This is a genomic window from Erythrobacter sp. SCSIO 43205 (assembly GCF_019904235.1).
GTDB lineage: Bacteria > Pseudomonadota > Alphaproteobacteria > Sphingomonadales > Sphingomonadaceae > Erythrobacter.
Genome location: NZ_CP063202.1, coordinates 2,603,016 through 2,629,539, shown reverse-complemented (window position 1 = coordinate 2,629,539; position 26,524 = coordinate 2,603,016). Strand labels below are relative to the sequence as shown.

Here is a 26,524-nt window from a genome sequence, read left to right as displayed (position 1 = left end):
CCATGTCGAAGATCGAACATTTTCTGGCTTCATCCAAGGCGGCTCTCACGCAGACTGAGCTTGCGCGCCGTATCCAATTGGCCTCTGGCGACTACACGCAAGAGGAGATGGGCAAGCCCAGCTTCTTGAAGTTCATGGGCGAGGCGGACCTTTTGATCGAACCTGCGCGCCGGTGGTTGCGCAAGTTCGATTTGCCCAAAGCTGAACGCCCTCAGACCGTGATCCTTTTCCCCGGCTTTGGCCATGGCCCCTCGCGAATGCGCTATATGGCGCAATTGCTTGAAGAGGCGGGGCACACGGCCAAGGATTGGGGGCAGGGGCGCAATTGGGGCGTTGCGGAAGAAACGTTGCAGGGCCTTGAGGCAAGGCTGCTTGATGTGTGTAAAAAAAGCGGCGGCCAGGTCGCGCTCGTCGGGTGGAGCCTTGGTGGGCTTTACGCGCGTGAGCTTGCCAAGCTGCACCCTGACTGCATTTCAAAAGTCATTACACTGGGCTCGCCTTTTTCCGGTTCCCGGCGCAGCAACAATATCTGGCGGCTCTATTCGGTCATCACGGGTGAGAGCGTTGATGAGCCGGGGATCGATACCGACGCCTCGGAAAAGCCGGCGGTTGAAACCATCGCTTTCTGGAGCCCCAATGATGGCGCCATCGGCCCGCGCAGCGCGGCTGGCAAACCGGGCGAACGCGACCGCGCTATAGCGCTGCGGTGCACCCATGCCGGCTTCACCTATGATCCCAAAGCGATCATGGCAGTCCTTGCCGAACTCGACCGAGCGCCAGCGATGTAAGCTTTCGCCTCTCTCAACGCGCAAAATCCCTTAGCGTTTGTGTATTGGTCGATGCGCCTTTCAATGTTACAGTTTTGCTTCACTTCGCATTCAACCTGATGGCGACATGAAGCTTTAATGACATCTCTTGAAACCTTTTTTGCCGCCTCCAAGGCACGTTTTGGCGAAAGCGAGCTTGCCAATCGCATCGCGCTTGCGCGGGGACATTACCCCGATGAAGAGGTGGGCAAACCGCCCTTTCGCCGCATGGTGGCTGAGCTTGAGGTGCTGTTCAAACCGATTTTAAGGTCAGTGCGTAAATTTGACGTGCAGACCGCGACAAGGCCGCAAAAGATCATTCTCTTGCCCGGTTTTGGCGCCAGCCCTGCGCAAATGCGTTTCTTGGCGCGCAACCTTGAGGCGGCTGGACATAAGACCAAGAAGTGGGGGCTGGGCCGCAATTGGGGCGTTGCGGAAGAAACGCTGCAAACGCTCGAAGCACGGCTTATCGCGGTGTGTGACCGTTATCAGGAACCTGTCGTCTTGCTGGGGTGGAGCCTTGGCGGATTGTATGCGCGCGAACTGGCGAAGCGGTATCCGGGCCTGGTGTCGAAGGTCATTACCATGGGTTCGCCCTTTTCAGGTAGCCCGCGGGCAAACAATGTCTGGCGCATTTATCAGGCGGTCACCGGCCATCGGGTTGATGAGCCTCCGATTGACGTTGATCTTAGCGCCAAGCCGCCAGTTGAAACTGTGGCCATGTGGAGCCCTGACGATGGGATGATTGCCCCGCACGCAGCCTCTGGTCTGCCGGGGGAGCGGGACCGGGCAATCGCTGTCAAAGTTACGCATTGCGGCTTTGCCTATGCCCCTCAATCCATTCAGGCTGTGCTCGCAGAATTAGAGCGCGCGGCTTCCGTTTGAGCGCGGGCAATCGCGCGGGTTTCGCCGCTTTTTCCATAAATTCCAAGGTCTAGCTTCCCTTTTGCTGCGCGATATGTATTCTCACGTCTTCGCAAGTGCAGCAAAGCGCAAGGGGAAGCATGACACAAAGCGTGTCCGACACGCCGGGCCATTTCGATGAAATGAGGCATGAGGCCGGATCGACACGGCCTGCTTACGCTGCTTATGGTGAATGGTACGCTGGACAAGAGCCCGGCTTTCTCAAACGCAAGAACCGCGAGGCGGATGAAAGTTTTCGCCGCACGGGTATCACCTTCAATGTTTATGGCGAGGATGAGGCAGAAGAGCGTCTGATCCCGTTTGACATGGTGCCGCGCATTATCACGGCGGACGAATGGCGCCGCCTGACGCGCGGGATTGAGCAGCGGGTAAGGGCGCTCAACGCTTTCCTTTACGACCTTTATCACCGCCAAGAGATAATCCGTTCAGGCCGCTTGCCTGAAAGGCTGCTTCGCGAAAACGATGCATGGCTCCCGCATATGGTCGGCATGGCACCACCGGGCGGGGTTTACACCCATATCGTCGGGATCGATCTGGTGCGCACCGGACCTGACCAATGGTTTGTGCTCGAAGACAATGCGAGAACGCCTTCTGGTGTATCCTATATGCTCGAAAACCGCGAAACCATGATGGAGATGTTTCCGGACCTGTTTAGCAAGATCAAGGTTGAACCCGTTTCCAATTATCCGCGCCGCCTCGCGCGCTCATTGGCGGCCTGTGCACCGCCCAAGTTTGATGCAAGCGGCGGGCGCAAACCCAACGTCGCAGTGCTGACACCGGGTATCTACAATTCCGCTTATTTCGAGCACGCCTTTCTTGCCGATCAGATGGGCGCTGAATTGGTGGAGGGTTCAGATCTGCGCGTAATTGATGGCCGGGTGCAGATGCGCACGACACGCGGGTTTGAGCCGGTTGATGTGATCTATCGCCGCGTGGATGATGAATATCTCGATCCGCTGACCTTCCATCCTGACAGCGTATTGGGCGTGCCGGGCATCATGGATGTGTATCGTTCGGGCGGTGTAACCATCGCCAATGCGCCGGGCACAGGCGTATCGGACGATAAGGCGATCTATTCCTTCATGCCTGAGATCGTCGAATTTTATACCGGGGAAAAGCCGCTTCTGCCCAATGTCGAGACATGGCGCTGCGCTGACCCGGACAGCTTAGCTTATGTGCTCGACAATCTGGAAGAGTTGGTGGTGAAGGAAGTCCACGGCTCTGGTGGCTATGGTATGTTGATCGGACCAACCGCGACCAAGAAGCAGGTTAAAGAGTTTCGAGCGAAACTTGAGGCAAGTCCTGAAAACTACATCGCTCAGCCAACGCTCTCGCTTTCAACCTGTCCGATTTACACGAACAAAGGCCTTGTGCCCCGACACGTGGACCTTCGCCCCTACGTGCTTGTGTCGCCCGATGGCATCGACATCACGCCGGGCGGACTGACGCGGGTGGCGCTTAAAGAAGGGTCGCTGGTTGTGAACAGCTCGCAAGGCGGCGGGACCAAAGATACATGGGTGCTTCAGGGCTGATGGCTGGCTCTCGCATCACAGGAGCACGCTCATGCTAGGCCGCACCGCCAACGGCCTGTTCTGGATGTTCCGCTATCTTGAGCGGGCAGAGAACACCGCGCGCCTGCTTGAGGCAGGGCTGCGCATGGCGCTGACCCGCGATGTCGAAACCGCGCGTGATGAATGGCGTTCGGTTATCTCCACGCTTGGGCTCAAAGATGCGTTTGAGGCCGAGCATGACGACTATGAAGGGGCAAGTGTCTGGAATTTTGTCCTGCGCAGTCCAGCCAATCCTGCCAATGTGCGCGAGATGATGCGCGCGGTGCGCAACAATGCCCGAACCGCGCGGACCTGCCTTTCGAGCGAGGTGTGGGAAGCGGTCAATGAAAACTGGATATGGCTGGATAAACAGCTTTCGCGACCGGTCAGCCCGACCGCACTTGGCGGGCTGCTTGAACGCTTGAGGCGCACTGGCACCCATGTGCATGGCGCGATGGATTGCACGATCCTGCGCGATGAGGGCCGCCACTTTGGCCGCGCAGGCACCTATATTGAACGCGCCGAAAGCACCGCACGCATCCTTGATATGAAGTATTATCTTCTGCTTCCCTCGCTCTCCTATGTCGGCTCAAGCCTTGACACCGGGCAGTGGGAGCAGGTGCTGCGATCGGTTGCAGGGGTCAGCAGTTTCAGCTGGATCAACCGCGGCAATATTGATGCCAGATCGATTGTAGAGTTTCTCGTGCTCGACAACCGCTTCCCGCGCAGCCTTGCCTTTTGCCGCAACGCGGTGCGCATTCACCTGCAAAAGCTCGCTGAAATCCACGACCGCGAAGGCAAATGCAGCGCGCTTCTTGCCGCAAAGGAAAGCGATATTTCCGGCCTCAGCGTCGATGCGATCTTTGAACAGGGGTTGCACGAGTTCCTGATGGAGTTCCAAGCGCACAACGCCGCGATCAGTGAGGCGATCATCGAAGACTACAGGTTCTTATCGTGAGGCATAGCAAATGAAACTCGCGATCCGTCACACCACCCACTACGCCTTTGAGGAGCCCGTCGTGCACGCGCTTCAACGCTTGCGGCTCGTGCCTAAGGAAACGCAAGGGCAGACCATCCTTGACTGGGAAATGCTTTACGAGAACGCTCACTGCGAACTCGAATATGAGGACCAGAATTTCAACTCGGTAAAGCTCATCTGTGTCGAGCCGGGGGCAAAAGAGGTCACGGTCACGTGCAAGGGCGAAGTTGAGACGAGCGATCATGCAGGCGTGATCGGTCAGCATTCAGGGCATTTGCCCCTGTGGAGCTTTCTTGGCCAAACCGATCTGACGCGTCCGGGCTTACAGATGCACAACCTTGCGCGCGAAATCGGCAAGCCTGATGAGCCGGGTGTCGATTTCCTCCACGAATTGTCAGCCCATGTCGCAAAACGGGTTGCTTATGGGAAAGGCGCGACAGGCGTTGCAACCAAGGCCGAAGAGGCGGTGGTTGTAGGCGAGGGCGTGTGTCAGGACCACGCGCACATCTTCATCGGTCTGGCACGCCTGTTCGATATTCCGGCGCGTTATGTCTCTGGTTATCTGATGATGAATGACCGCATCGAGCAAGAGGCAACCCATGCCTGGGCTGAGGCTCACGTGGATGGACTTGGCTGGGTCGGCTTTGATGTGTCCAATGGGATAAGTCCTGATCCGCGCTATGTCAGGGTTGCAACGGGCCGCGATTATCGCGATGCAGCGCCGGTGACTGGCATCAGCTTTGGGGCGACAGAGCAAATGCTCACCGTCAATCTCGAAGTTGAACAGCAAAACCAGTAGCCGATCAGTCCGGCAGATTAGAAAGCGACCTAAATGACCTATTGCGTTGGCATGGTGCTCGATAAAGGCCTTGTCCTGATGAGCGATACCCGAACCAATTCGGGGGTCGATAACATCTCTGTGTTTCGCAAGATGTTTTCATGGCAAGTGCCCGGCGAGCGGATGATCGCGGTAATGACTGCGGGCAATCTTGCTACGACACAGGCGGTCGTCAGCAAGCTTGAAGAGCGCACAAAGGAACCTGATGAGCGCGAGACGACGCTTTTGAACGGGCCAACCATGTTCACAGTGGCAACCGAGATCGGCAAGCTGCTGCGCCAGACCATCCGCGAAGTGCAGGAGGATAACAACACCACCTCGCGCTTTACCGCATCGATCATTCTCGCAGGACAGATCGCCGGGATGGAACCGCGCCTGTTCATGATCTATCCGGAAGGCAATTTTATCGAGGCAAGCTCGGACACACCGTTCTTTCAGATTGGTGAGACGAAATATGGCCGCCCCATTCTCATCCGCGGCTATGAGCGCGATATGAGCATTGAGAATGCGGTGAAGCTGTTGATGGTGTCATTTGACTCCACCCTGAAGGCGAACCTGTCGGTCGGGCTGCCGCTTGATTTGATGGTGATTGGCAAGGATGAATTTGCCGCCACGCATGAACGCCGGATCACTCAGGATGATGAATACTTCAGGACAATTTCGTCCAATTGGGGCGATGCGCTCAAATCTGCGTTCGAATCGCTTCCTGACTATTCACTCGATTCGAAATAGAGCCGCGCGTAAGAGCAAGTGGCTAACACGCAGATAACCCCAGATTGGTTGCAGTCAATTGGTTCGAATTGGAGGGAATAACCTAGGGGGAATCAACATTTTGGGGGTTTTCCGGAAGGTATGACTCCATATCGGGGTTAGACGTGCGTGAATAATAATTCTGGTGGGGCCACCACCATATTTATGTCACGCAAAGCCACACTCCATTTCATCGATTCCAATAGCCGTCATCGCGCTGAATTGGCACGCATAGGGTTTTCCCTAGGCCACCATTCAGAAGTGTATGGCGACATTTCGGAATTATCCATTCACCCACCGCGCGAAGGGATCATTGTTGCCCGCGATTTGCCTGATCAAGGCGGCGTCTCAATGATCCTCGATCGGCTCAGTCGATTGGGCATCTGGTTGCCCTTAATCGCTGTCGAAACAGACCCGCGTCCAGGCCGGATTGTAGAGGCGATCAAAGCGGGGGCGCTTGATTATCTCTCCCTCCCACTTGATCCAGATCGGTTTGAAAGGTGCCTTTCACGGATCGAAAAAGAAGCCGAAGTTTTTGGTGCTGCTCGCCGGCGCATGATCGAAGCGCGCGACCGTATCGCCAGCCTCTCGGTGCGCGAACGCGAAGTGCTCGAATGGCTCGCTCAGGGCAGCTCGAACAAAGTGATCGCACGGGAACTTGAGATCAGTCCGCGAACGGTGGAAATTCACCGGGCCAATATGATGCACAAGCTTGGCGCGCGCCACGCGGCCGAAGCGGTGCGGCTCAAATTGGAAGCCAAGCTGGAGCCGCAGATTTCACCTCAGATGAGCGCTTGATGGCAGCCTCATAAAAGGGCTTTTGCCCAACTGTCCCCCTGACCCCAAGAAGGGCGCTGCCATCCCGCCCTTGGTACCCGCACGGCCTCAACATCGCTCCCGATGTTGGGGCCGTGTTCCGTTCAGCACCCTCATGGGTTCCTTGTTCAGGGAAGTTCCTCTGCTATTTGTTCCCAAAGCTCAATCTTCACGCCGTTGGGATCGAGGATCCAGGCGAACTTGCCATAGCCTTCATCGGCTGTACCCAGCACATCGACATCGCGTGATTTGAGCAGCTCCACAAAGCCATCAAGATCATCGACGCGCAGATTGATCATGAAACCGCCTTTGCCCGGCTTGATATATTCATCATCCTTGAAATGGCTGACCAGCGAATAGGGGTTCGGCTTGGGATCGTTCGCCCACGCAAATTGCGGGCCATATTCACCGCCCACGCCCAACTTGTCGCGATACCATGCCCGCGTCGCCTCCGGGTCGCTTGCGACATAAAACACGCCGCCCAATCCCGTCACTCGCGCACCCTTTGCGTCTGTTTGCTTCGCCTCGTCCATGATGCTGTGTCCTTGCGCTGAGCGGCGAGCATAGGCTGATACCCCATCGCTGCAAAACTTTGGCTCTTTGCGCGCTCGATTGGCCGTGCGATAGACCGCTCCTTCCAATCTGACGCACTCACAAAGGACCGATCCCATGACCCATCCACAGCGCTTTGCAGGCAAGACCGTAATCGTGACCGGCTCCTCTGGCGGCATCGGTGAAGGGATTGCGCGGCGCTTTCACGCAGAAGGCGCCAATGTCGTCATCAACGCGCGCAATGCTGCCAAATGTGCCAAGGTGGCCGAAACCCTTGATGCAGACCGCACTCTGGTTGTGCCGGGCGATGTGTCAAAGTCGGACTTTGCCGATGAAATCATCACCAAGACGGTGGAACGCTTTGGCGGGCTCGATTGCCTCGTCAACAATGCCGGCGTTGGCGGCGGGGGCTTGCTCCACAAGACTGACGATGCAGAGATCGACCGCATCATCGACATCAATGTGAAGGGGGTCATCTATCTGAGCCGCGCAGCCATCCCACATCTGATCAAGAGCGCGATGCCGGGTGGGGGTTCTATCGTCAATATCTCCAGCGTGTCGGGCATTGGCGGCGATAGTATGCTGCCGATCTACAACGCGTCCAAAGGTGCGGTGACGAACCTGACCCGCGGGCTTGCCTTGCAGATCGGAGCCAAGGGCGTGCGGGTCAATGCGATCAACCCGTCGATCACGCGTTCTGACATGGTGGACGGCGTTTTGTCGAATGAGGATACGATGAAAGCGTTCATGAACCGCGTGGCGCTTGGCCGCATTGGCGAGCCTGAGGACATTGCCGCTGCTGCCGCCTTCCTTGCAAGCGAGGATGCCGCCTTCATCACCGGCGTCAACCTGCCCGTCGACGGCGGAGTGAGCGCGAGCAACGGCCAGCCCAATCTGGCAGGCTGAGCGGGAACCCGAAGGCCCCGAGTCGCAGGTGCTCAGAGTGAGGTTAGTTGATAAAACACTCGCGGGAGGGGGCGCTCAACAAACCTCGCCCACGCGGTGACGCACGAAAGGGTGCAAAGCGAAGCTAGCAGCGACAAGCGATGTAGGAAAATCAGGCTCGTTTGATGGCCAACTTCGGTCGGACAAAGCCCGCCCCCACCCCCTCCCGTTTGCGTGAGGGGCAGCGAGACTTGCAAGCTTGCTTGCTAGTCGCAGCGGGGGGGGGGCGTATTCGTCATCCTGAATTCATTTCAGGATAACACCATCGGCTTTACGCCAAGTTTTGAGGGTTATCCTGAAACAAGTTCAGGATGACGGTGCCAGGCTATGGATGACGAATGGAGCGCGCAAAGACCTCCCCACCCCTTTGACTCAAATCAATGCGCTGGCCCTAGCGCCCCCGTAGCCATTGTGATGGGATCGCAGATATGAAGACAGCCTGAGGGGGCTTGTGGCGCTATGCGAATTCTCTTTGTTCATCCCAATTACCGGTCCGGCGGCGCAGAGATTGCGGGCACATGGCCGCCTGCATGGGTCGCCTATCTTTCCGGGCCGCTAAAGCGCGCTGGGTTTACCGATATCACCTTTATCGATGCGATGACGCAAGGGGTGGATGATGATGAACTCGCACGCCGGATTGAGGAATTGCAGCCCGATGTGGTGGGGACGACTTCGATCACCCCGTCGATCTATGCCGCAGAGCGCATCCTTGAAATCGCGGCTTTAAAAGCGCCCGGCGCCATCCGTGTGCTGGGCGGGGTGCACGCGACCTTCATGTACAAACAAGTCCTCACCGAAGCGCCGCATATCGATGTTATCGTGCGCGGTGAGGGGGAGGAGATCGCGGTTGAGCTTTTTAGCGCGATAAAGGAAGGTCGCTGGCCGCGTGACCGGGCCAAGATCAAGGGGCTTGCCTACCGCGAACTCGACAAGATTGTGGCAACTCCTGCCGCCGATACGGTCAAGGATATGAGCACGCTCAAACCCGATTGGGATGTGCTCGACTGGAACCTTTACACCTATCTGCCGCTTGGCACCCGCGTTGCGATCCCTAATCTGGCGCGAGGGTGTCCGTTCACCTGTTCGTTCTGCTCACAGTGGAAGTTCTGGCGCGACTATCGCATCCGCGACCCCAAGGATGTGGTCGATGAGATCGAGGAATTGCATGAGAAGCACGGCGTGGGCTTTTTCATCCTCGCCGATGAAGAGCCGACAATTAACCGCAAGAAATTCGTCGAATTTTGCCAGGAGTTGATTGACCGCGGCCTTCCGGAAAAGGTCAAATGGGGCATCAATACGCGGGTGACGGACATCTACCGCGATAAGGAACTCTTACCGTTCTATCGCGAGGCGGGGCTTGTGCACGTGAGCCTTGGCACAGAGGCGGCGGCGCAAATGAAGCTCGACCGGTTTAACAAGGAAACCAAGGTCGACGAGAACAAGAACGCGATACGCCTGCTTCGCGAGGCGGACATCTTTGTCGAAGCACAGTTTATCGTCGGGCTCGACAATGAGACGCCCGAAACGCTCGAAGAGACGTATCAAATGGCGTGGGATTGGCAGCCGGATTTGGCCAATTGGGCGATGTATACGCCCTGGCCGTTCACTCCGCTGTTTGAGGAGATCAAGGATCAGGTCGAGATCCACGATTTCTCCAAATACAACTTTGTGACCCCGATCATGAAACCCGATGCGATGGAGCGCGGGGAGCTGCTGGATGGGGTGATGAAGAACTACCGACGCTTTTATATGCAAAAGGCGCTGTTCCATTATCCATGGCGCGGCACAGGCTTCAGGCGGCGGTATCTGCTGGGCTGCCTCTACGCCTTCCTTCGAGCTGGCTTCAAACGGACTTTCTATGACCTTGGCAAGGCCGGATATTGGGGGCCTCAGACCAAGAAACAGCTCGATTGGCACTTTGATGAGAGCCGCGAGGTGGCAGCGGACGCTGCGACCGATTGGCAGACCAATGCCGATAAGGCCGCGCAGGCGAAGGCGCGGCGCGAGGCGGTGCGCAGGCAAATGAAAGAGCGCGGGGTGCAGCGTGCGATAGAACGCAAAAGGGACCGCATCGATGTTGATTGAGGCCCCCATTCTGGCGGCGCAGGAGGTGACGCAGGGCAAGGTTGCGACTGAGCCGGGCGTGCCTATCCCCATCAAGCCCGCTCCCATCAAGCACGCTCCCACCGACCCGGTTCCATCCCTTTCGCTTCCTCCCCTATCCTCTAATGAGGACGAAGCGCTGGCACAGATTGGGCCCCATGCTCTCATCCATGCCGTTGAGGTTATGCGCGAGCTGCTTGATCAAGATGCGGTCGCGGCGGTCTTTTCAAATGCGCAGATCGACGCGGTGCCCACTGGCGATGCAATGGTGAGCGAAGTGGACGCTTTGCGCCTCCATCGCTGGCTCGCCGCGCGTGAGCCCTTTGCGTGTTTCGAGATCGCTGGGGAAGCGGCAAAGCGCACGGGCGATTACATTATCGCCCATCGCATTCCGAAATTGGCAGCGCGGGTGTTGAAGATTCTTCCTGCACGCCTCGCAGCGCCTCTGCTGATGCGAGCGATCAGTCGCCATGCGTGGACGTTCGTCGGGGCAGGGCGCTTCACCTTCACAGGCGGCTGGCGCTTCAGGATTGATCGGCGCGCGGCGGGCGATGCGACATTGCCAGCCCAATCGCTGTTTCATTGGTATGCAGGCGTGTTTGAACGATTGTATCAGCGGCTTATCGCACCCGATTGCCATTGCGAAGTGCGTGGTTGTGATGAGGCTGAACTTGAGATGTGCGACTATTTGATTACGCGCAGCCGTTAGCCACTAGCCAAACTCACCCTCGACCGCGCGTTCGCGCTCCAGCAATTCATCGACCAGCTTGTCAAACTTGCGCTTGCGATCAGCGATGCCGTTGGTGCCCCCGTTGATGCGGCGGGTTTCATCGGCAATGCCGGGCGTATCGGCGAGGCGGTTGATGTCGTTCTCGTCCCAGAACCACGCCGCAGACTGGATGCCGCCTTCAACCGTCAGGATCAGCGCCTCGGCCTGTTCGAGCGAAATGTCGAGATGGTCTGCGAATGCGGTAAAATTGTTGCGGCCTGTCAGCTGGATCGGGCCGGTCCCGCGAAAACGCCAGCCATCGCCTGAGGATGCAGGGCCATTGCCCATGCGGTTTGCGTAAACGTCATTGGCGATGGCTTCAGGATTGCGGTGGAGGCTGCGCGCTTTCTGGTTGGGGCCGCGCCGCCCGTAACGATGGGGCCACACTTGGCTGAGGCGCTCGGCCGAATAATTCATATTCTCGCGCGCGCCGACTTTGAAGCCGGCTTCGTGGGCGAGGGTGGTGATAAACGCGGCCACGCGGCGAATGGTCGTGATTTCATACTTTGCGCAAGCCCCCTGCAAGGGGGCGACCCATTGCTCAAGCTCATCGGCAGATTTGGACGACACCATCGCGAGCAGCGTCGCATCAATGGCTGCCACCGGGAATGTGTATTCGATGTCCGCAGGCGCGTTGGTAGCTTCCCAGCTGTCGATGATTGCATCGAGAGCCGCGATATTGCCATCAATGTTCCACACACCGGGCAATTGGCTTGCGAGACTTGCAAATATTGGCGCTCTATCCATCGTCATAAGATGTCCCCCTGTTCCCCTGCGCGCGAAAAAGACACCCGATTGGCAATACAGGTGACACTTTTCGCGAAAGCTGGGGCCACCCTACTAAGCTCAGCCAAGGTTAGGTGTGGCTTTTTGCACGTGTGAAGTTGCCCTCCTGCTTTATGAAAGACGCTGTGCAGTGACTATTTGGGGCGAAGTTCGCTTCGTTATCTGGCCGGGTGCAGATGATAGTACTGAATTACAGGGGGGAAATATGACGACACTTGAAGTGCAGAAAATTCTGGCGCGTCTTGGTTACAAGCCGGGGCCAATTGATGGGATATGGGGGCGACGAACCGCAGATGCTGTCAGGGGCTTTCAAATTGCCAGCGGGCTTGATCCTGATGGGGTGGTCGGGCCGCTCACCGCCGCTGCTCTGGTGGCTGCCACCGATCTTGATGTCTCGGATAAGCCGATGACGGTCTGGTACGAAGAGGCTGCAAGGCAATATGGCACCAAGGAGGTGCCGGGCCCTGCGAGCAATCGCACCATTCTCGACTGGGCCGATGATCGCGGCATCCCCTATCGCAGCGACGATATTCCGTGGTGCGGCCTGTTTGTTGCCCACTGTATCGGCTCGACGCTCGATCTGGAGCCGCTGCCCTCAAGCCCGCTTACCGCGCGGCGGTGGAGCAGCTTTGGCATACCTGTTGAACCGACGATGGGCGCGGTTCTGGTTTTCTGGCGTGGTTCGCGCAGCGGGTGGAAGGGCCACGTTGGCTTTTACGCCGGCGAGGACGATGGCGCTTACCGGGTGCTTGGCGGCAATCAGTCGGACATGGTCAATTTCGCATGGATCGCAAAGGATCGCCTGATTGGTGCGCGCTGGCCCTCAACCGTGCCGCCGCCGATTGAGCCTGATGTGTTCAGGGTTGCGCGTAACTCTCACGCATTGTCGCGCAACGAGGCGTAAGCGAGAGCGTTGGTTAGCTCGCTTTTGCGCGCTTCATGCGCTTGCGCTCATGGGGGTCGAGTGCGGTTTTGCGCAGGCGAATGGATTGCGGGGTCACTTCGACCATTTCATCGTCGTCGATATAAGCAATCGATTGCTCCAGCGTCATCCGGCGCGGCGGGGTCAGGCGGATGGAATCGTCCTTACCGCTTGAACGGATGTTGGTGAGCTGTTTTGCTTTCATCGGGTTGACTTCAAGGTCGTCATTCTTGGCGTTTTCGCCAATGATCATGCCTTCATACACCTTCATCGAAGCGCCAACGAACAATTCGCCGCGTTCTTCCAGCATATTAAGCGCATAAGCATTGGTTTCGCCGTCACCGTTGGAGATCAGCACGCCATTGTTGCGGCCTTCGATGGGGCCTTTGTAAGGGCCGTATTTCTCGAACAGACGGTTCATAATGCCGGTGCCGCGCGTGTCGGACAGGAATTCGCCGTGATAGCCGATGAGGCCGCGTGACGGCGCGGAGAAAGTGATGCGGGTCTTGCCCTGACCCGATGGTTTCATCTCGGTAAGGTCGGCTTTGCGGCGCTGCATCTTCTCAACCACCGTGCCCGAGTGCTCATCGTCCACATCGATCACGACGGTTTCGTAGGGCTCCATTTTCTGCCCGTCTTCTTCGCGCAGAAGCACTTTAGGACGGCTGATGCCAAGCTCGAACCCTTCGCGGCGCATCGTTTCAATCAGAACGCCCAATTGCAGTTCGCCCCGGCCAGCAACTTCGAAGCTGTCCTTGTCGTCGCTTTCGGTAATGCGAATGGCGACATTGGTTTCGGCCTCACGGAAAAGCCGGTCGCGGATCATGCGGCTGGTGACTTTATCGCCTTCGCGGCCCGCTAGCGGGCTGTCGTTGACGGCAAAACGCATGGCAAGTGTTGGTGGATCAATCGGCTGGGCTGCGATGGGTTCTTTCACCGAAGGATCGCAGATGGTGTTGGCAACGGTCGCTTTTTCAAGGCCGGCGAGCGCGATAATGTCGCCCGCTTGCGCGCTTTCAACAGGAACGCGCTCCAATCCGTCAAAGCTCATCAGCTTGGTTGCGCGGCCCACTTCGACGACATTGCCGTCCATGTCGATTGCGTGGATCGGATCGTTGACTTTAAGCGTGCCCGATTGAACGCGGCCCGTCAAAACGCGGCCCATGAAATTGTCACGGTCGAGCAAGGTGGCAAGGAAGCTGAACTTGCCAGTGGTATCAAGGCCGGGGGCAGGCACGTGCTCAGTGATAAGCTTGAACAATGGGTTGAGATCGCCTTCGCGTGCGTTCTCGTCATCGCTTGCATAGCCATCGCGGCCGCTGGCGAAGAGCGAGGGGAAGTCCAACTGCTCGTCACTTGCATCAAGTGATGCGAAGAGGTCGAACACTTCGTCCAGCACCTCTTGCGGGCGACCATCGGGACGGTCGATCTTGTTGACGACCACAATCGGTTTAAGACCAAGGGCAAGCGCTTTGCCGGTCACGAATTTGGTTTGCGGCATCGCCCCTTCGGCGCTGTCCACCAAAAGGATAACGCCGTCCACCATGCTGAGGATGCGCTCAACCTCGGCGCCAAAGTCGGCGTGGCCGGGCGTATCGACGATATTGATGCGCGTCGTGGTGCCATCATGCTCCCACTCGACGCTGGTGCATTTGGCAAGGATGGTGATCCCGCGCTCTTTTTCCAGATCGCCAGAATCCATCGCGCGTTCTTCAACGCGCTGGTTGTCGCGGAAGGTGCCGGATTGGCGGAAAAGCTGGTCAACCAACGTGGTTTTACCATGGTCAACGTGGGCGATAATCGCGATATTACGCAGGTCGCGCGACATAAGAGTTCTCGTTTTTAAGAAAAATAGGGGAAATTTAGCGTGCCCTTAGACGCTATGCTGCGTCGCAACAAGTCCGTAAATAATGCGCCTGTGGGTGAAGCAGTGATAGGCTTTGCGTCAATGTAAACGCAGCTTGACGCAGCGTCGGCCCACTTTGTGAAACGTTTTGCTGTGCAAAAGAGCTGGCGTTGCGGTGCGCGATTTATGTGTGACTCCTTAGCAACACGCTCAGGTTTGCGGGCGAGAATCGCGCGTTTGAGCGCTTGTGGGCTTGTAAACAAGCGAGTAGATCAAACCCCACGTTCATAAGCGAACAGGCCCGAAAGGTATCTGGGGATGCCGAACAACCAGCCGACGCTTTGACGAGAGAGACGAGGAGAAATACCCCATGCGTTCATATGCCACAGGCATAGCCACCCCTTTGCGCACTGCACTTTTGGCAGGCGCAGCTGGCTTTGCCATCACCGCCCCAACCGCTGCTTTTGCGCAGGACGAAGACGGCCCTGAACTTGGTGCAGACACGGACAGCAATGTCATTATCGTGACCGCTTCCAAGCGCGAGCAAACACTTCAGGAAACGCCGATTTCGGTTAGCGTCACCACTGGTGAAACGCTTGAGAATGCGCAAATCCGCGACGTTCTTGATCTGCAAACCGTGACCCCGTCCCTTCGCGTAAGCCAGCTGCAGACATCGTCGGCTTCGACTTTCATCATTCGCGGCTTTGGTAACGGCGACAACAACTTTGGTATCGAACCATCGGTTGGCGTGTTCATTGACGGCGTGTTCCGTTCGCGTTCTGCTGCGGCACTGTCCGATCTTCCCAACGTGCAGCGCATCGAAGTGTTGAACGGCCCGCAATCCACCCTGTTCGGTAAAAACGCATCAGCCGGTGTGATTTCGGTCGTCACTCGTGAACCGCAGTTCGAATTCGGCGGCAGTGTCGAGGCGGTTTACGGCAACTATGACACCATTGTCCTGAAAGGCGACGTCACTGGCCCGATCAGCGACACGCTCGCATTCTCGATCGACGGCAGCTACCAGCGCCGCGATGGTTATGGCGAGATCGTCAACCTCAATGAAGACATCAACGACCGCAACCGCTGGTCGGCGCGCGGTCAATTGCTGCTTGAGCCAAATTCTGACCTCAAAGTGCGCGCAATTGTCGATTATTCGAAAATTGACGAAGTGTGCTGCTCTGTCGGCACTTTGATCGCTGGTCCTGCGGCAGGCGCGATTGTTGGCCTTGGCGGACAGTTCAGCCCGCCATCGGACTTTTTCGAGCGTGAATCGTTCCTCAACATCGTGCCAACCAACGAAGTCGACAATTACGGTGGTTCGGTTCAGGTGGATTATTCCACTGGCCCGCTTAGCTTCACCTCGATCACGGCCTATCGCGAGCTGGAAAACTTCTTCCAGTCGGATATCGATTTCTCAAGCGTCGATAACTCCACCGAAGTGCGCGACCAGAAGGTTGAAACCTTCACTCAGGAATTCCGCGTTGCGTCCGATTTCGACGGTCCTGTGAACTTCCTGCTTGGCGCTTTCTACTTCGATGAATCTATCTCGCAGCAAAGCCAGTTGCAAAACGGAACACAGATCCGCGACTTTTTCGAATTGCTCGCCGGTGCTGATCCGGTGGCGGTGCTGACAGGACAACCAAGCCTGTTCAACCAGGTCGAAGCAGGGCTGGGTCTTCCTCAGGAAAGCATCTTCACCACCGCATTGCTCAGCGATGAGAACTTCGGTTTCGACAACGAGGCATGGTCGATCTTTGGTACGATCGATTTTGAGCCTGTTGACGGGCTCGTCTTTACAGTTGGCGGTAACTACACCGACGACAAGAAGGATTTTGCGCTTAGCCAGACTTCGTTTGACCCGCTGGCCAACGTGAACCTCGTTGATGCATTCATCGTTGGCGGCATCGCTCAGGCTTTGGCTATCCCGCCAAGCCAGGTGACACCTGCAGTCATCAATGGTTTTGCAACCGATCCAAACACGGCTCCGTTCTTCCAAGGTATCGCCGCAGCGGCGCAAGACCCGGCTCAGAACTCACTGCTGGCTCTCCAGCCGTTCCAGTTCATCCCGCCGTTCCTGGGTGTGCCCAATGCCGTCGAAGACGGTCGTACGCGTGACGACAAGTTCACTTATCTGCTGCGCGCTTCGTATCAGATTTCGCCTGAGATCAACGTCTACGCAAGCTATGCAACCGGCTTTAAAGCAAGCTCGATCAACCTGTCGCGTGACAGCCGTCCGATCAACACCGACTTTATCGCTGGACCGGGCAATTCGACCATCCTTGCACCACCTTCGCCAATTCTGAACGCAGGTCTGGCCGTGCCAAACCTCGTATCGGGTTCGCGTTTTGCAGGGCCAGAGGAAACCGAAGTCTACGAAATCGGCCTTAAGGCTCAATTCGAGGGCATCGGCTTTAACCTTGCTCTGTTCGACCAGGCAATCGAAGGCTTCCAGAGCTTTGCTTTCACCGGCACCGGCTTTGCTCTGCGCAACGCAGGTAAGCAGTCAGTCAAAGGCTTTGAATTCGACGCGACGGTCAACCCTGTTGACGGGCTCGTCTACACCTTCGCAGTGACCTATCTCGATCCGCTGTTTGACAGCTTCCCGGGTTCGGTTCTTGGCGATCTCACTGGCGTTCGCCCTGCAGGGATTCCAGAGTTCTCGATCGCAACAAGCCTCACCTACACGCACGAGTGGGACAGCGGCACGCGCCTTATCAGCCGTGTTGACTACAACCACGAGAGCAACACAGCGATCAACAACGGCCTGCCTACATTTGGCCCGAACAACTTCACCCGTGAAGTGAACCTCGTGAACACCTCGCTCACGCTGGCTCTTAACAACGGGTTTGAAGTGGGCGCCTATGCCCGCAACCTGTTTGATGATGAGTACATCCTCACCATCTTTGACGGCGTTGCGCAAAACGGCACGGTTCTGGGCTACCCGAACCAACCGCGCACTTATGGCGGTGTTGTTCGCTACAAATTCTAATCTTCGCGATTAGCTCTAAAGAATTGGCCCCGCCTTGCGAGAATTATCGCAAGGCGGGGCTTTTTCGTGGAACGCCATAAAAGGCGCGCTTGTCATGGGCACGTGCTCGTGTAGTTTCGCAAGCCGCACACGGTTAGGGGCAATCTCATGAATTACGGTGGTTTTTGGCTTCGCGTCGTTGCCTATCTGATCGATTTCGTCATTTTGATGATCGTGCAATTCGCGCTCGTATTTGCCTTTGGCGATACAGTGACGGACACCAGCGCGACCGGCTTTTCCGCCAACACGGAATCGACATCGCCCCTTCTCAACATCGTGCTCATTATCTTGGGCGTTGCTTATTTCGCGGGGTTCGAAAGCTCTGCCAAACAAGCGACACCGGGGAAAAGTGCGCTTGGCTTGGTCGTGACCGACCTTGATGGTCGCAAGATCACACCGCTGCGTGCTGTGGGGCGCTATTTTGCAAAGATTGTGTCAGGGATGATCCTGTTTATCGGCTTTATCATGGTGGCATTCACCGGGCGCAAGCAGGGCCTCCATGACTTGATCTGCAGCACTCTGGTTCTGCAGGCGAAACCGGGTGAAACCCACGTTGACACGGAAGTTTTTGAATAGGGGAGTGCGGCTGCGCTGAGAAGCGTGGCTTGCCGCCACAAGGGTTAGTTTCAACGGTCGATCAGGAGCGACCACACACGAAGAGGGGATCAAATAATGGAATGGATGTTTTTGCCGCTTAAGCGCTATGCGCAGTTTTCAGGTCGCTCGCGCCGGAAAGAGTTTTGGATGTTTATCCTGTTCACGACGATTGTGAGCATGATCCTTGCAGGCCCGACATTCTTTTCGATCATGAGCGCATCGGTTGCCGATCCAATGGCAGTGGATGCTGATCCGTTTGCCGGGGTTGGCACTCTGGGAATGGCGGGACTTGGCCTTTACGGCCTCTTTGCGCTTGCCGTCTTGATCCCCAGCATCGCGGTGACAGTCCGGCGGCTGCACGACCGCGATATGTCAGGCTGGTGGTATCTTGGCTTCATCGTTGGCGGCATGATTCCGCTGATTGGATTTCTTATCTCAATCGGCTTTATCGTTGTGATGGCTCTGCCGGGAACCGAAGGCGCGAACCGCTTTGGCCCAGACCCCAAAGACCCACACGGCACCGAGGTTTTTGAATAAGCCGATCTAAATCCACGCGGGCGCTAAGCGGGCTCTAAAGCTCCCTTAGCGCCTGTGCAGGTTTTGCGCGCAGCAGCGGGAGCGACCCGCCAAGCGCAAAGGCGACCACCATCGCCAGCCCCATGCCGAGCACGGCCAAAACCACGCCCCAATCGGGCAACCAGTCAAATTCAAACAGCTGGGTAATAATCACCCACGCAAGGCCGGAGCCAAGCGCCAGTGCCACCAGCGCCAGAGCGCCCGCGATAAGGCCATATTCTGCCAGTTGCAGGCCGAGAATTTGCCTGCGGCTTGCGCCCATCACTCTCAAAACAACTGTGTCATAAGTCCGCGCTGCGCGGGCGGCTGCGATGGCTCCCATCAACACGGCGAGGCCGGCAAGCACCGCCACAGCAGCAGCGGCAAGGGTGGCAAGACCCACTTGTTCAAGCAATGTGGCGGCCTGAACCAGCACATCGCCCACTTCGATGACGGAGCTTGACGGATATTCACGCACCATCGCGCGCAGCAATTCGGCGCGCTCCTGCGTTCCAGCTCCATCGGGCAGGTCAATGGTCGCTGAAAGCTTGTGCGGTACGTCGGAAATAGCGTTGCGCGAAAAGACCATGGTGAAATTGAACCCCATGGTTTCCCAGTCGATCTCGCGTAAGTTCGCGATACGCACATCGCGGGTTTGGCCAAGGATACCCATGGTCAGCATATCGCCCACTTTCAGCCCCGCGGCATCGGCAAATTCCTTGTCGATGGAGACAAGTGGCTCGCCATCGTGGAACGGGCTCCACCACGATCCTTCTACAACGCGGCTGCCATCGGGGGCGGTGTCGGAATAGGTGATGCCGCGCTCTCCGCGAAGCGCCCATGCGCCTTCCGGAATTTCCTCAAGGTCGGCTGTGCGCTGCATATCGCCTTCCGGCCCAAAGGCGAGAACCGCGCCGCGCATGGTCGGGACCGTGCGCACCACCGCCTCGGGGAAGGAGGAGGTGACAAGCTCGGTAAACTGCGCCTCGTTTTCTGGCGCTAAGTCGATGACGACATAATCCGGCGCCTCTTGCGGCACGCGGCTCTGGATATTGCCGTCAATCGCACTTTGGATCGCGGCGAGCAGAACGAAGGCGGCAAGCCCAAACCCGAGCGCTGTCACAAGCGCGCTGGTGGGTGCGCCGGGACGGTGGATATTGGCGAGCGCAGAGCGGAGGAGCGGATTGGACGGGCGGGGCAGTTTCCTCGCCGTAAATTGCAGGCCAAGACCAAGCGCGGCGAGGGCCAAAAGCGCAAGGCCAGCGCCTACAAGGAAGCCTGCGGTAAGAAACACTTGGCTTGATGTGACAAGCGCCAGCGCACAGATCGCAACGAGGCCAATCGCGGTGGCAATAAGCGCGCGTTTGTCGCGCGACAGTGGCACAATGCGGCTGCGCATCAGCGCCATGGCCGGGAAGGAACGCGCACGCAAAAGTGGGGCAGAGGCAAAGGCAAAAGCGACGAGAATACCATATCCACCCGCGAGCAGCAGCGGCGCAGGCTCAATCACAAAGCCCCCTTCGACCGGGAGGAGCCCCTCCAACGCCATGCCAAGAAACGGCGTCACCAAAACCCCGGTGGCAAGGCCCAAGACGCTGCCCACAAGGGCTGCGACCGCGATTTGCAGCGCGTAAATGCGGACAATATCGCGACTTGATGCGCCGAGCACTTTCAATGTCGCGATGCTCGCGCGGCGTTGATCGAGATAGGAAGACACGCCTCCCGCAATCCCGATCCCTGCGATCACCAGAGCGGCGAGCCCGACAAGCGTCAGAAAGTCGCTCATCCGAGTGACAAACCGATCCGCGCCGGGCGATGCACGGTCGCGGTTGCGGAAATCAAACCCTGCGTTGGGGAACGCTTCGGTCAGCGCTTCCTCGACCGCTTCGGGATCGGCCCCGGCGTTGTCAAAAGCGATGCGGTATTTGCTTTGATAAAGCGATCCCGGTTGGAGCAGACCAGCATCAACGGGCACGTCTTTGGCAACGATTACCGTCGGCCCAAGCTGAAAACCTTCGGACAGGCGATCAGGTTCGTTTGCGATTACACCGGCTGCGACCATGGTCATGGTGCCCACGCGGAAATTATCGCCCACTTCGATGCCAAGGCGGTCCAATGCCCCTTGCGCAAGGTAGGCGTTGTTGCCGGTGGGCGCTCTGGCCTCGGTACCGTCGGTTAGAGTGAGCGCGCCGAAAAGCGGGTAATTTGCTTCAACCGATTTCAGCTCCACCGGGGCCGCGGCATCGTCGGTGCTTGCCATGGCTTGCAGGCGGTATCCGCCCGACAGTTCGCCATATCCACTCAAAGTCGCCAATTCATCGGATGTCAGGTCGCGCTGCCAGACCTCTACTTCAAGATCGCCGCCAAGCAGTTCGCGTCCGGAGCTTTCAAGCTCGCGCTCAATCGATGCCGTAAGAGTGCCGATGGCCGCCAGCGCCGCTGTGCCAAGGAAGATGCAGACGAGAAGGAGCCGCAGCCCCTTGAACCGCGCGTTCAGATCGCGCCGGGCGATGTTCCACGCATCGCCCCAACTAAGCCCATGCGAGCCAGTGCCAGCCACGCTCATTCTGCGGCCTCAACAGCGGCAGAAGCATTCGTGCGGCGGTCCGAGACAATCACACCATCCGCCATGGTCAGCACGCGTTCGCATTTCTCGGCGAGGCTGGCGTCGTGGGTGATGATAAGCAAGGTTGCTCCCGTTTCTGCGCGGCGGGCAAAGAGAAGGTCGACAATTTCCTCCCCCGTCGATGCGTCAAGGTTCCCGGTGGGCTCATCGGCAAAGATCAGTGTCGGGCGCGGCGCAATGGCTCTGGCAATGGCAACGCGCTGCTGCTCGCCGCCGGAAAGCTGTGTCGGGTAGTGGTCGGTGCGATGGCCAAGGCCAACGGCGGTCAATTCCTCACGGGCGCGGGGGGATGCGTCCTTGCTGCCCGCCAATTCCATCGGGGTCGCCACATTTTCGGTCGCTGTCATGGTGGGCAGGAGGTGAAAGGCTTGCAGCACAATCCCGATCCGCCCCCGACGCGCGGCGGCAAGACCATCTTCATCAAGCGAGGCAAAATCCTGTCCCGCTACGGTAAGCGATCCGCCGCTTGCTCTTTCGAGGCCGGAAAGCACCGCCATAAGCGAGCTTTTGCCTGAACCCGATGGGCCAAGCAGCGCCACCACTTCACCTTGCGCAATATCAAGGTCAATGCCTTTCAGGATTTCGACAGGAGCGCTGGATGATCCAAGCGTGAGGGTGAGGTCGCGCGCAGAAATGGCATAAGGGGCGGGCGCAGAAGAGGCTTTTGTCATGGGGCTCCAAATGGGATAGGGGCGATGGGCACACAAGGTCCAATTGATAAGGTTCGCAGATCACTATGCGCTTCTGGCAGATAAACGCACTACGTTTGAAAACGATACTGGGTCCCGTGGCGGCATTGGCACTGGTCGCTTGCGGTGGCGATGGGCCCGCTGAGGAGGCACCAGAGGCGAGCGATGGGGCAGCATTTGAAGAGGGCGCAATGCCGGTTCCCGTGATGGGCGAAGAGGTGCGAATTGTCGCTTTTGGAGACAGCCTTTTTGCAGGTTACAACTTGCCCGAACCCGACGGTTATCCTGAAAAGCTGGAAGGCGCATTGCGCGCGCGCGGGATCAATGCGCGGGTGATTGACGCAGGGGTTTCCGGCGACACCAGCCGCGCTGGGCGTGATCGTCTCGCCTTTATCCTCGAAGGCCAAGAAGAGACGCCCGATCTGTTTATCCTCGAACTGGGAGGCAATGATTTGCTGCGCGGCATCTCACCAGAGGAAACGCGCGCCAATTTCGAAGCGATGCTGACCACCTTGCGCGAAGCGGGAGTGCCAGTGCTCATCATGGGGATGCGCTCGCCGCCTAATTATGGCCCCGAATACAGCGCCGCCTTCGATGCGATCTATGCCGATATGGCTGAGCAGTTCGATACCGAGCTGATCGATTTCTGGCTGGAGGATATCTATGCCAAGCCAGAGCTTTTCCAAAGCGACCGGATTCACCCGACCGCTGAAGGGATTGAGGCGCTGGTCGCCTCTACCGTTGATGAGGTGGCGGCGGCACTGCCTGAGAAAGCGGATAGCTGATCCCCGTGCGCTCCTGCGAAAGCAGGAGCCTATCTCCCGAGCCTGAAGCTGGACTCCTGCTTTCGCAGGAGATCACAGCCGCTCCAACGTCCCGCCACTCACCCGCCAGATTGCCGCTTCCTCTTCAATATCGGCAAAGGGCGCAAGCTCGGTTCCGGTCATCCAGACTTGCGCCTTTCCAGCGCGCAGGCGGTCGAACAGAGCTTTACGCCGCACTGGATCAAGGTGCGCGGCGACTTCATCCAGTAAAAGCACGCTTGGCCGCCCAGACGAGGCAAGAGTGCCATGAGCCAGCGTGATCGCGATCAGCATCGCCTTTTGCTCTCCGGTGGAGCAAGAAGCGGCTGGAGGACCGGGTGAGCGGTCAGCCTGCGCCATCACCACCTCCAACTCATCCCTGTGCGGCCCGGTGAGCGCCCGTCCAGCGGCTCTGTCGCGGGGCCTCGCTCTGGCAAATTCGGCCAGCAGTTCTTCCGGTCCCATCGGGCCGCCGGGGCGATAGGTGAGGATAGGGCGCGCGAAGGGTTCTGCGGGCAGGGCGGAAAGCTCATCAGACAGGCGCGCAACCAGTTTAGCACGCGTCCCGGCCACCATGCTGCCGTGCTGGGCCGCCTGCGCTTCGATAGCATCGAGCCATCGCGCGTCGCTGCGTTCTTCGAGCAGGCGGTTGCGTTCTCGCAGCGCGGTTTCAAGCTGGCTAACGTGGCGGGCGTGGGTAGGTTCAATCGCCAGCGCCATACGATCCATATAACGCCGCCGTGCGCCCGCGCTGTCAGTGAAAAGGCCATCCATCGACGGGGTAAGCCAAGCCACTGCGTGCCATTCACTCAAAGCAGAGGATTTCGCCTCAGCCCCATTGATCCGCACAAGGCGGCGGGTGGGGCGATGATTTTCGGTATAGGTGCCAATGCGCGCCGATGTCTGACCCTGCTCGACCAAGGTCGCTCCAATAGCGAACGCACCCGCCTCTGCATCAGGTGTTGCCTTGAGCGCCAGCTCGCCCAAGTTCGCGCGCCTCAGACCGCGTCCCGGCGCAAGTAGCGAAATTGCTTCCAGGACATTGGTTTTGCCAGCGCCATTTTCGCCCACCAGCAAGTTGAAGTGCGCGGTTTCACCAAGCTCGCTTGCGACGTGGTTGCGGAAATTCTGCAAGGTGATTTTTGAAAGCGCCATAGCTGGCAAAACGCCTAGCAGGGGCGGTGCGAAAACACAGCCTTGATGCGCGCAAAATCAACGATCCTAACTCTTGGTAAAAAATCCCAACCTTTCGGAAAGCTGAACGGGGCGTAATGGTTGTAACTTGATGTAAACCGCAGAATTCCGCCATTTTTCAAGTTTGGCACGCCTCCTGCAACGTCTTTTGTGTCCCCCGGATGAGCCGGGAAATCGAACCAAGACTTTAAATCAGGAGATCAAAAATGACTGTCACCAACACTGCAAACCGCCTCGCTGCTGCCGCTCTCTCGATCGTTTTGTCAGCAACCCTGTTCGCTTACGCCATCGTACCAGCAAGCCCAGCAATTGTTTAACCCCATCCCAAGAAAGGCCCCCTCTCATGTTTACCGATGAAACCAAAACCCGCGTCTTCTCAGCTGTCTTCAGCTTGATGTTGACCACCGGCGTGATCGCTTCTGCCTATGCGATGATCCCAGCCACTCCACTTGCGTAAGGCCCGATCGCTTGAGCCAAACGCTTTTCGCACTTCCCGCTAACAGGATAGGATAATGTATTCGTTCTTCGATCTTTCCAGCACAAAGGCGGCCCGGGTGATGGCCAGCGCTGGAGCCGTATTGATCGCCGTGATTTTGGTGGCAGGCCATTTCGCCGCCAACCCATCGCCCACTAACCCCATGACCCTCTCACCCGACGCAGCACTTTCGATTATAGGAGCCCTTGCATGAGCAATCTAACCAACAATAATAGCCAACCCCCCGCAGGCGGCGGTTTTCGTCTGGATAAGACCAATGGCAAGCTGTTTGGCGTGTGCTCAGGGCTGGCCAATTGGTCGGGTGTTGATGCTCTGATCTGGCGCATCGGATTTGTCGCAGCGGTGCTGCTCGGTATCGGTTTCCCGATCCTGATCTACCTCGCGATTGCGCTTATCGCTGACTGATGAACCGCTGACCCGCACCCAGCAAAGGGGCCTCTTCCCACGGCCCCTTTTATTGCGTGCCCCTGCTGGTCAATCCCCAGTTCCAAGCGCGCGATCAGCAAGAATAGTGTCCATATATTCGACGACCTTGATGATCTTGCCCCCCTTCAAAGTGAAAACGAAGCAGTACTCATTGTCATATCGCACGCCCTCAAGGGTTTCGGCATTGCCTTTTGCCTGAACTGCCACGTGCTCGCCGTCTGCAATAATCAGTTCTGGGGTGGTAAGATAGGGACCAGCAAATCGGGCAAAAAGCGGTTCGACAAGATCCCTGACGACGGCATCCAGGCCAACCGCGCGTTTCGACCATGCGCTGGAACCAACAACCCGCCATTCAATGCTCTCATCAAACAGCGGCATGAAATGAGAGGGGTCGCCTTTGGCCAATCCCTCAAATGCTTTGGAAATCAGCGCTCTGTTTTGCTCGGTCGCATTTCTCATACTTGGCACTCTTTTGTCATTCCTTAATGCGAAAGGCGATTACTGCGCCACCTTCTCAAGCGCATCGCAAGCGGCCTTCTCGCCAGCCTCGCAAGCGCTCTGCAATGCGATCCGCGCTTTGGGTAAATCAACCGGACCGCCCTCTCCATTGACTAGCATCAGCCCCAAATTCGCACAGCTTGTTGCAATCGCGCCATCGCAGCCTTGCTTGAACAAAATTCGCGCTGCGTTCAGATCAGCCGCTCCGCCTCTGCCAAAATACATGGCGCGGGCCAGATTGTGGCACCCAAGCGCATCGCCTCCATCGCAAGCAGGCTTGAGAACAACTCGCGCAGCCGCCCAGTCTTCGGGACCGCCTTCGCCTCTGGTGTGCATCAGGCCAATATTGGTGCAGCTTTGCGCGTTGCCTCGCTTGCACGCGCTATCGAATGCGTTTCGCGCTGCGGGAAGGTCAGCGGGGCCACCTTCGCCAGTGTAGAGCATTGTCCCAAAAGTGAAGCACCCATCCGCATGGCGTTGCTCGCACGCCTTTTTGAAAGAATTGCGAGCCGCAGGAATATCGACTGCGCCACCCCTGCCAAAGCCGAGCATTCGACCGAGATAATAACAGGCTTGCGCACTTCCTATGCCGCATCCGCGATCATAGGCGCCTCGTGCTGCGGGAAGGTCAGCAGGGCCCCCTTCGCCGTTATTGAGCATGACGCCCAAACTGGTGCAGCCAACCGAATTTTGGCCGTCACACGCACGGCTGTAGGCGCGCCGGGCAGCGGGAAGGTCGACAGAACCGCCTTCGCCTTTTCGCAACATCGCTGCCCAATCAGTGCAACCCCATGCATATCCACCATCGCACGCGCGCTGGTATCCTCTGCGAGCAGCGGTGTATTTGCCGTTCTCATAGGCGGATGCAGCGATCGAGTAATGGCCGGCAGGAGTGCCCGATTGCGCAAAGGCAGACGAAGCCATCGCAAACGCAAACGCGAAAGCAAGACAAGCCATCAAAAACCACGGCATCACGGCGCGCTTCGATCTGGCGCAAGGCGTGTTGATCATGAAATCCCCCCTTTT

Annotated in this window: 26 protein-coding genes; 18 read left to right on the top strand and 8 right to left on the bottom strand. The window is 57.7% G+C overall.

From position 1 onward, the window contains the following. Positions 1-2 precede the first annotated feature (2 nt). The 7 genes from INR77_RS12530 (at position 3) to INR77_RS12500 (ending at position 6,645) form a co-directional block, all read left to right on the top strand. Complete coding sequence (locus tag INR77_RS12530; RefSeq protein ID WP_223071368.1) at positions 3-788, top strand: triacylglycerol lipase; 786 nt, start codon at positions 3-5, stop codon at positions 786-788. 117 nt (positions 789-905) lie between these two features. Next, entirely contained in the window at positions 906-1,691 is a 786-nt protein-coding gene (locus INR77_RS12525; protein ID WP_223071367.1) for a triacylglycerol lipase, read from the top strand. Positions 1,692-1,810: 119 nt separating this feature from the next. Continuing rightward, positions 1,811-3,262 (top strand): circularly permuted type 2 ATP-grasp protein, encoded by a 1,452-nt coding sequence (locus INR77_RS12520; protein ID WP_223071366.1) that lies wholly within the window; start codon positions 1,811-1,813, stop codon positions 3,260-3,262. Between the two features lie 31 nt (positions 3,263-3,293). Beyond that, positions 3,294-4,238: an alpha-E domain-containing protein gene (locus INR77_RS12515; RefSeq protein WP_223071365.1), complete on the top strand. Its 945-nt coding sequence runs from the start codon at positions 3,294-3,296 to the stop codon at positions 4,236-4,238. Between the two features lie 10 nt (positions 4,239-4,248). After that, entirely contained in the window at positions 4,249-5,058 is an 810-nt protein-coding gene (locus INR77_RS12510) for a transglutaminase family protein (RefSeq protein ID WP_223071364.1), read from the top strand. Positions 5,059-5,091: 33 nt separating this feature from the next. Then, entirely contained in the window at positions 5,092-5,829 is a 738-nt protein-coding gene (locus INR77_RS12505; protein WP_223071363.1) for a proteasome-type protease, read from the top strand. Between the two features lie 183 nt (positions 5,830-6,012). Continuing rightward, positions 6,013-6,645, top strand: coding sequence for a response regulator transcription factor (locus INR77_RS12500; RefSeq protein WP_223071362.1), 633 nt, complete (start codon positions 6,013-6,015; stop codon positions 6,643-6,645). Between the two features lie 146 nt (positions 6,646-6,791). Here INR77_RS12500 and INR77_RS12495 read toward each other — a convergent pair whose 3' ends face one another. Further along, positions 6,792-7,196, bottom strand: a complete 405-nt coding sequence (locus INR77_RS12495; protein ID WP_223071361.1) for a VOC family protein — start codon at positions 7,194-7,196, stop codon at positions 6,792-6,794. Between the two features lie 136 nt (positions 7,197-7,332). Here INR77_RS12495 and INR77_RS12490 point away from each other — a divergent pair, with 136 nt between their 5' ends. From INR77_RS12490 to bchJ, 3 genes are all read left to right on the top strand, one after another. Then, the gene (locus INR77_RS12490) at positions 7,333-8,121 is read left to right on the top strand and encodes an SDR family NAD(P)-dependent oxidoreductase (protein WP_223071360.1); all 789 of its coding nucleotides are present in this window, start codon (positions 7,333-7,335) and stop codon (positions 8,119-8,121) included. A gap of 498 nt (positions 8,122-8,619) precedes the next feature. Then, positions 8,620-10,245 (top strand): magnesium-protoporphyrin IX monomethyl ester anaerobic oxidative cyclase, encoded by a 1,626-nt coding sequence (gene bchE, locus INR77_RS12485; protein ID WP_223071359.1) that lies wholly within the window; start codon positions 8,620-8,622, stop codon positions 10,243-10,245. Further along, positions 10,235-10,972: a bacteriochlorophyll 4-vinyl reductase gene (gene bchJ / locus INR77_RS12480; RefSeq protein WP_223071358.1), complete on the top strand. Its 738-nt coding sequence runs from the start codon at positions 10,235-10,237 to the stop codon at positions 10,970-10,972. The genes bchE and bchJ overlap by 11 nt, the downstream gene beginning before the upstream one ends. 3 nt (positions 10,973-10,975) lie before the next feature. Here bchJ and INR77_RS12475 read toward each other — a convergent pair whose 3' ends face one another. Next, entirely contained in the window at positions 10,976-11,785 is an 810-nt protein-coding gene (locus INR77_RS12475; protein ID WP_223071357.1) for a hypothetical protein, read from the bottom strand. Between the two features lie 238 nt (positions 11,786-12,023). Here INR77_RS12475 and INR77_RS12470 point away from each other — a divergent pair, with 238 nt between their 5' ends. Further along, a complete protein-coding gene (locus INR77_RS12470; protein ID WP_223071356.1) occupies positions 12,024-12,722 on the top strand; it encodes a TIGR02594 family protein in 699 nt (232 codons plus the stop codon). A gap of 13 nt (positions 12,723-12,735) precedes the next feature. Here the strand turns inward: INR77_RS12470 and typA are convergent, their stop codons facing one another. Continuing rightward, positions 12,736-14,568, bottom strand: a complete 1,833-nt coding sequence (gene typA, locus INR77_RS12465) for a translational GTPase TypA (protein WP_223071355.1) — start codon at positions 14,566-14,568, stop codon at positions 12,736-12,738. Positions 14,569-14,956: 388 nt separating this feature from the next. On the opposite strand from typA, the gene INR77_RS12460 reads away from it, so the two are divergent. The 3 genes from INR77_RS12460 (at position 14,957) to INR77_RS12450 (ending at position 18,748) form a co-directional block, all read left to right on the top strand. Continuing rightward, positions 14,957-17,575 (top strand): TonB-dependent receptor, encoded by a 2,619-nt coding sequence (locus tag INR77_RS12460; RefSeq protein WP_223071354.1) that lies wholly within the window; start codon positions 14,957-14,959, stop codon positions 17,573-17,575. Positions 17,576-17,722: 147 nt separating this feature from the next. Then, on the top strand, positions 17,723-18,190 hold the full coding sequence (locus INR77_RS12455; protein WP_223071353.1) for an RDD family protein: 468 nt from the start codon (positions 17,723-17,725) through the stop codon (positions 18,188-18,190). A gap of 96 nt (positions 18,191-18,286) precedes the next feature. Further along, positions 18,287-18,748, top strand: a complete 462-nt coding sequence (locus INR77_RS12450; RefSeq protein ID WP_223071352.1) for a DUF805 domain-containing protein — start codon at positions 18,287-18,289, stop codon at positions 18,746-18,748. Positions 18,749-18,782: 34 nt separating this feature from the next. On the opposite strand, the gene INR77_RS12445 is transcribed toward INR77_RS12450, so the two are convergent. Beyond that, on the bottom strand, positions 18,783-21,332 hold the full coding sequence (locus INR77_RS12445; RefSeq protein ID WP_223071351.1) for an ABC transporter permease: 2,550 nt from the start codon (positions 21,330-21,332) through the stop codon (positions 18,783-18,785). Beyond that, entirely contained in the window at positions 21,329-22,063 is a 735-nt protein-coding gene (locus tag INR77_RS12440; RefSeq protein WP_223071350.1) for an ABC transporter ATP-binding protein, read from the bottom strand. The genes INR77_RS12445 and INR77_RS12440 overlap by 4 nt, the downstream gene beginning before the upstream one ends. 95 nt (positions 22,064-22,158) lie before the next feature. Here INR77_RS12440 and INR77_RS12435 point away from each other — a divergent pair, with 95 nt between their 5' ends. After that, positions 22,159-22,866 (top strand): arylesterase, encoded by a 708-nt coding sequence (locus INR77_RS12435; protein WP_255573776.1) that lies wholly within the window; start codon positions 22,159-22,161, stop codon positions 22,864-22,866. Positions 22,867-22,938: 72 nt separating this feature from the next. Here INR77_RS12435 and recF read toward each other — a convergent pair whose 3' ends face one another. Further along, positions 22,939-24,039, bottom strand: coding sequence for a DNA replication/repair protein RecF (gene recF, locus INR77_RS12430; RefSeq protein ID WP_223071348.1), 1,101 nt, complete (start codon positions 24,037-24,039; stop codon positions 22,939-22,941). Positions 24,040-24,284: 245 nt separating this feature from the next. On the opposite strand from recF, the gene INR77_RS12425 reads away from it, so the two are divergent. The 3 genes from INR77_RS12425 to INR77_RS12415 all read left to right on the top strand — a co-directional run bounded on the left by INR77_RS12425 (position 24,285) and on the right by INR77_RS12415 (position 24,979). Then, complete coding sequence (locus tag INR77_RS12425; protein WP_223071347.1) at positions 24,285-24,395, top strand: enoyl-CoA hydratase; 111 nt, start codon at positions 24,285-24,287, stop codon at positions 24,393-24,395. A 195-nt stretch (positions 24,396-24,590) separates the two neighbouring features. Then, positions 24,591-24,767 carry a hypothetical protein gene (locus INR77_RS12420; RefSeq protein ID WP_223071346.1) on the top strand — a complete coding sequence of 59 codons (177 nt, stop codon included), beginning with the start codon at positions 24,591-24,593 and terminating at the stop codon, positions 24,765-24,767. Then, positions 24,764-24,979, top strand: a complete 216-nt coding sequence (locus INR77_RS12415) for a PspC domain-containing protein (protein WP_223071345.1) — start codon at positions 24,764-24,766, stop codon at positions 24,977-24,979. Before INR77_RS12420 ends, INR77_RS12415 begins: the two co-directional genes overlap by 4 nt. Before the next feature lie 69 nt (positions 24,980-25,048). Here the strand turns inward: INR77_RS12415 and INR77_RS12410 are convergent, their stop codons facing one another. Both INR77_RS12410 and INR77_RS12405 read right to left on the bottom strand, forming a co-directional pair. Next, positions 25,049-25,459, bottom strand: coding sequence for a nuclear transport factor 2 family protein (locus INR77_RS12410; RefSeq protein WP_223071344.1), 411 nt, complete (start codon positions 25,457-25,459; stop codon positions 25,049-25,051). 39 nt (positions 25,460-25,498) lie between these two features. After that, the gene (locus INR77_RS12405) at positions 25,499-26,509 is read right to left on the bottom strand and encodes a tetratricopeptide repeat protein (RefSeq protein ID WP_223071343.1); all 1,011 of its coding nucleotides are present in this window, start codon (positions 26,507-26,509) and stop codon (positions 25,499-25,501) included. Positions 26,510-26,524 lie beyond the last annotated feature (15 nt).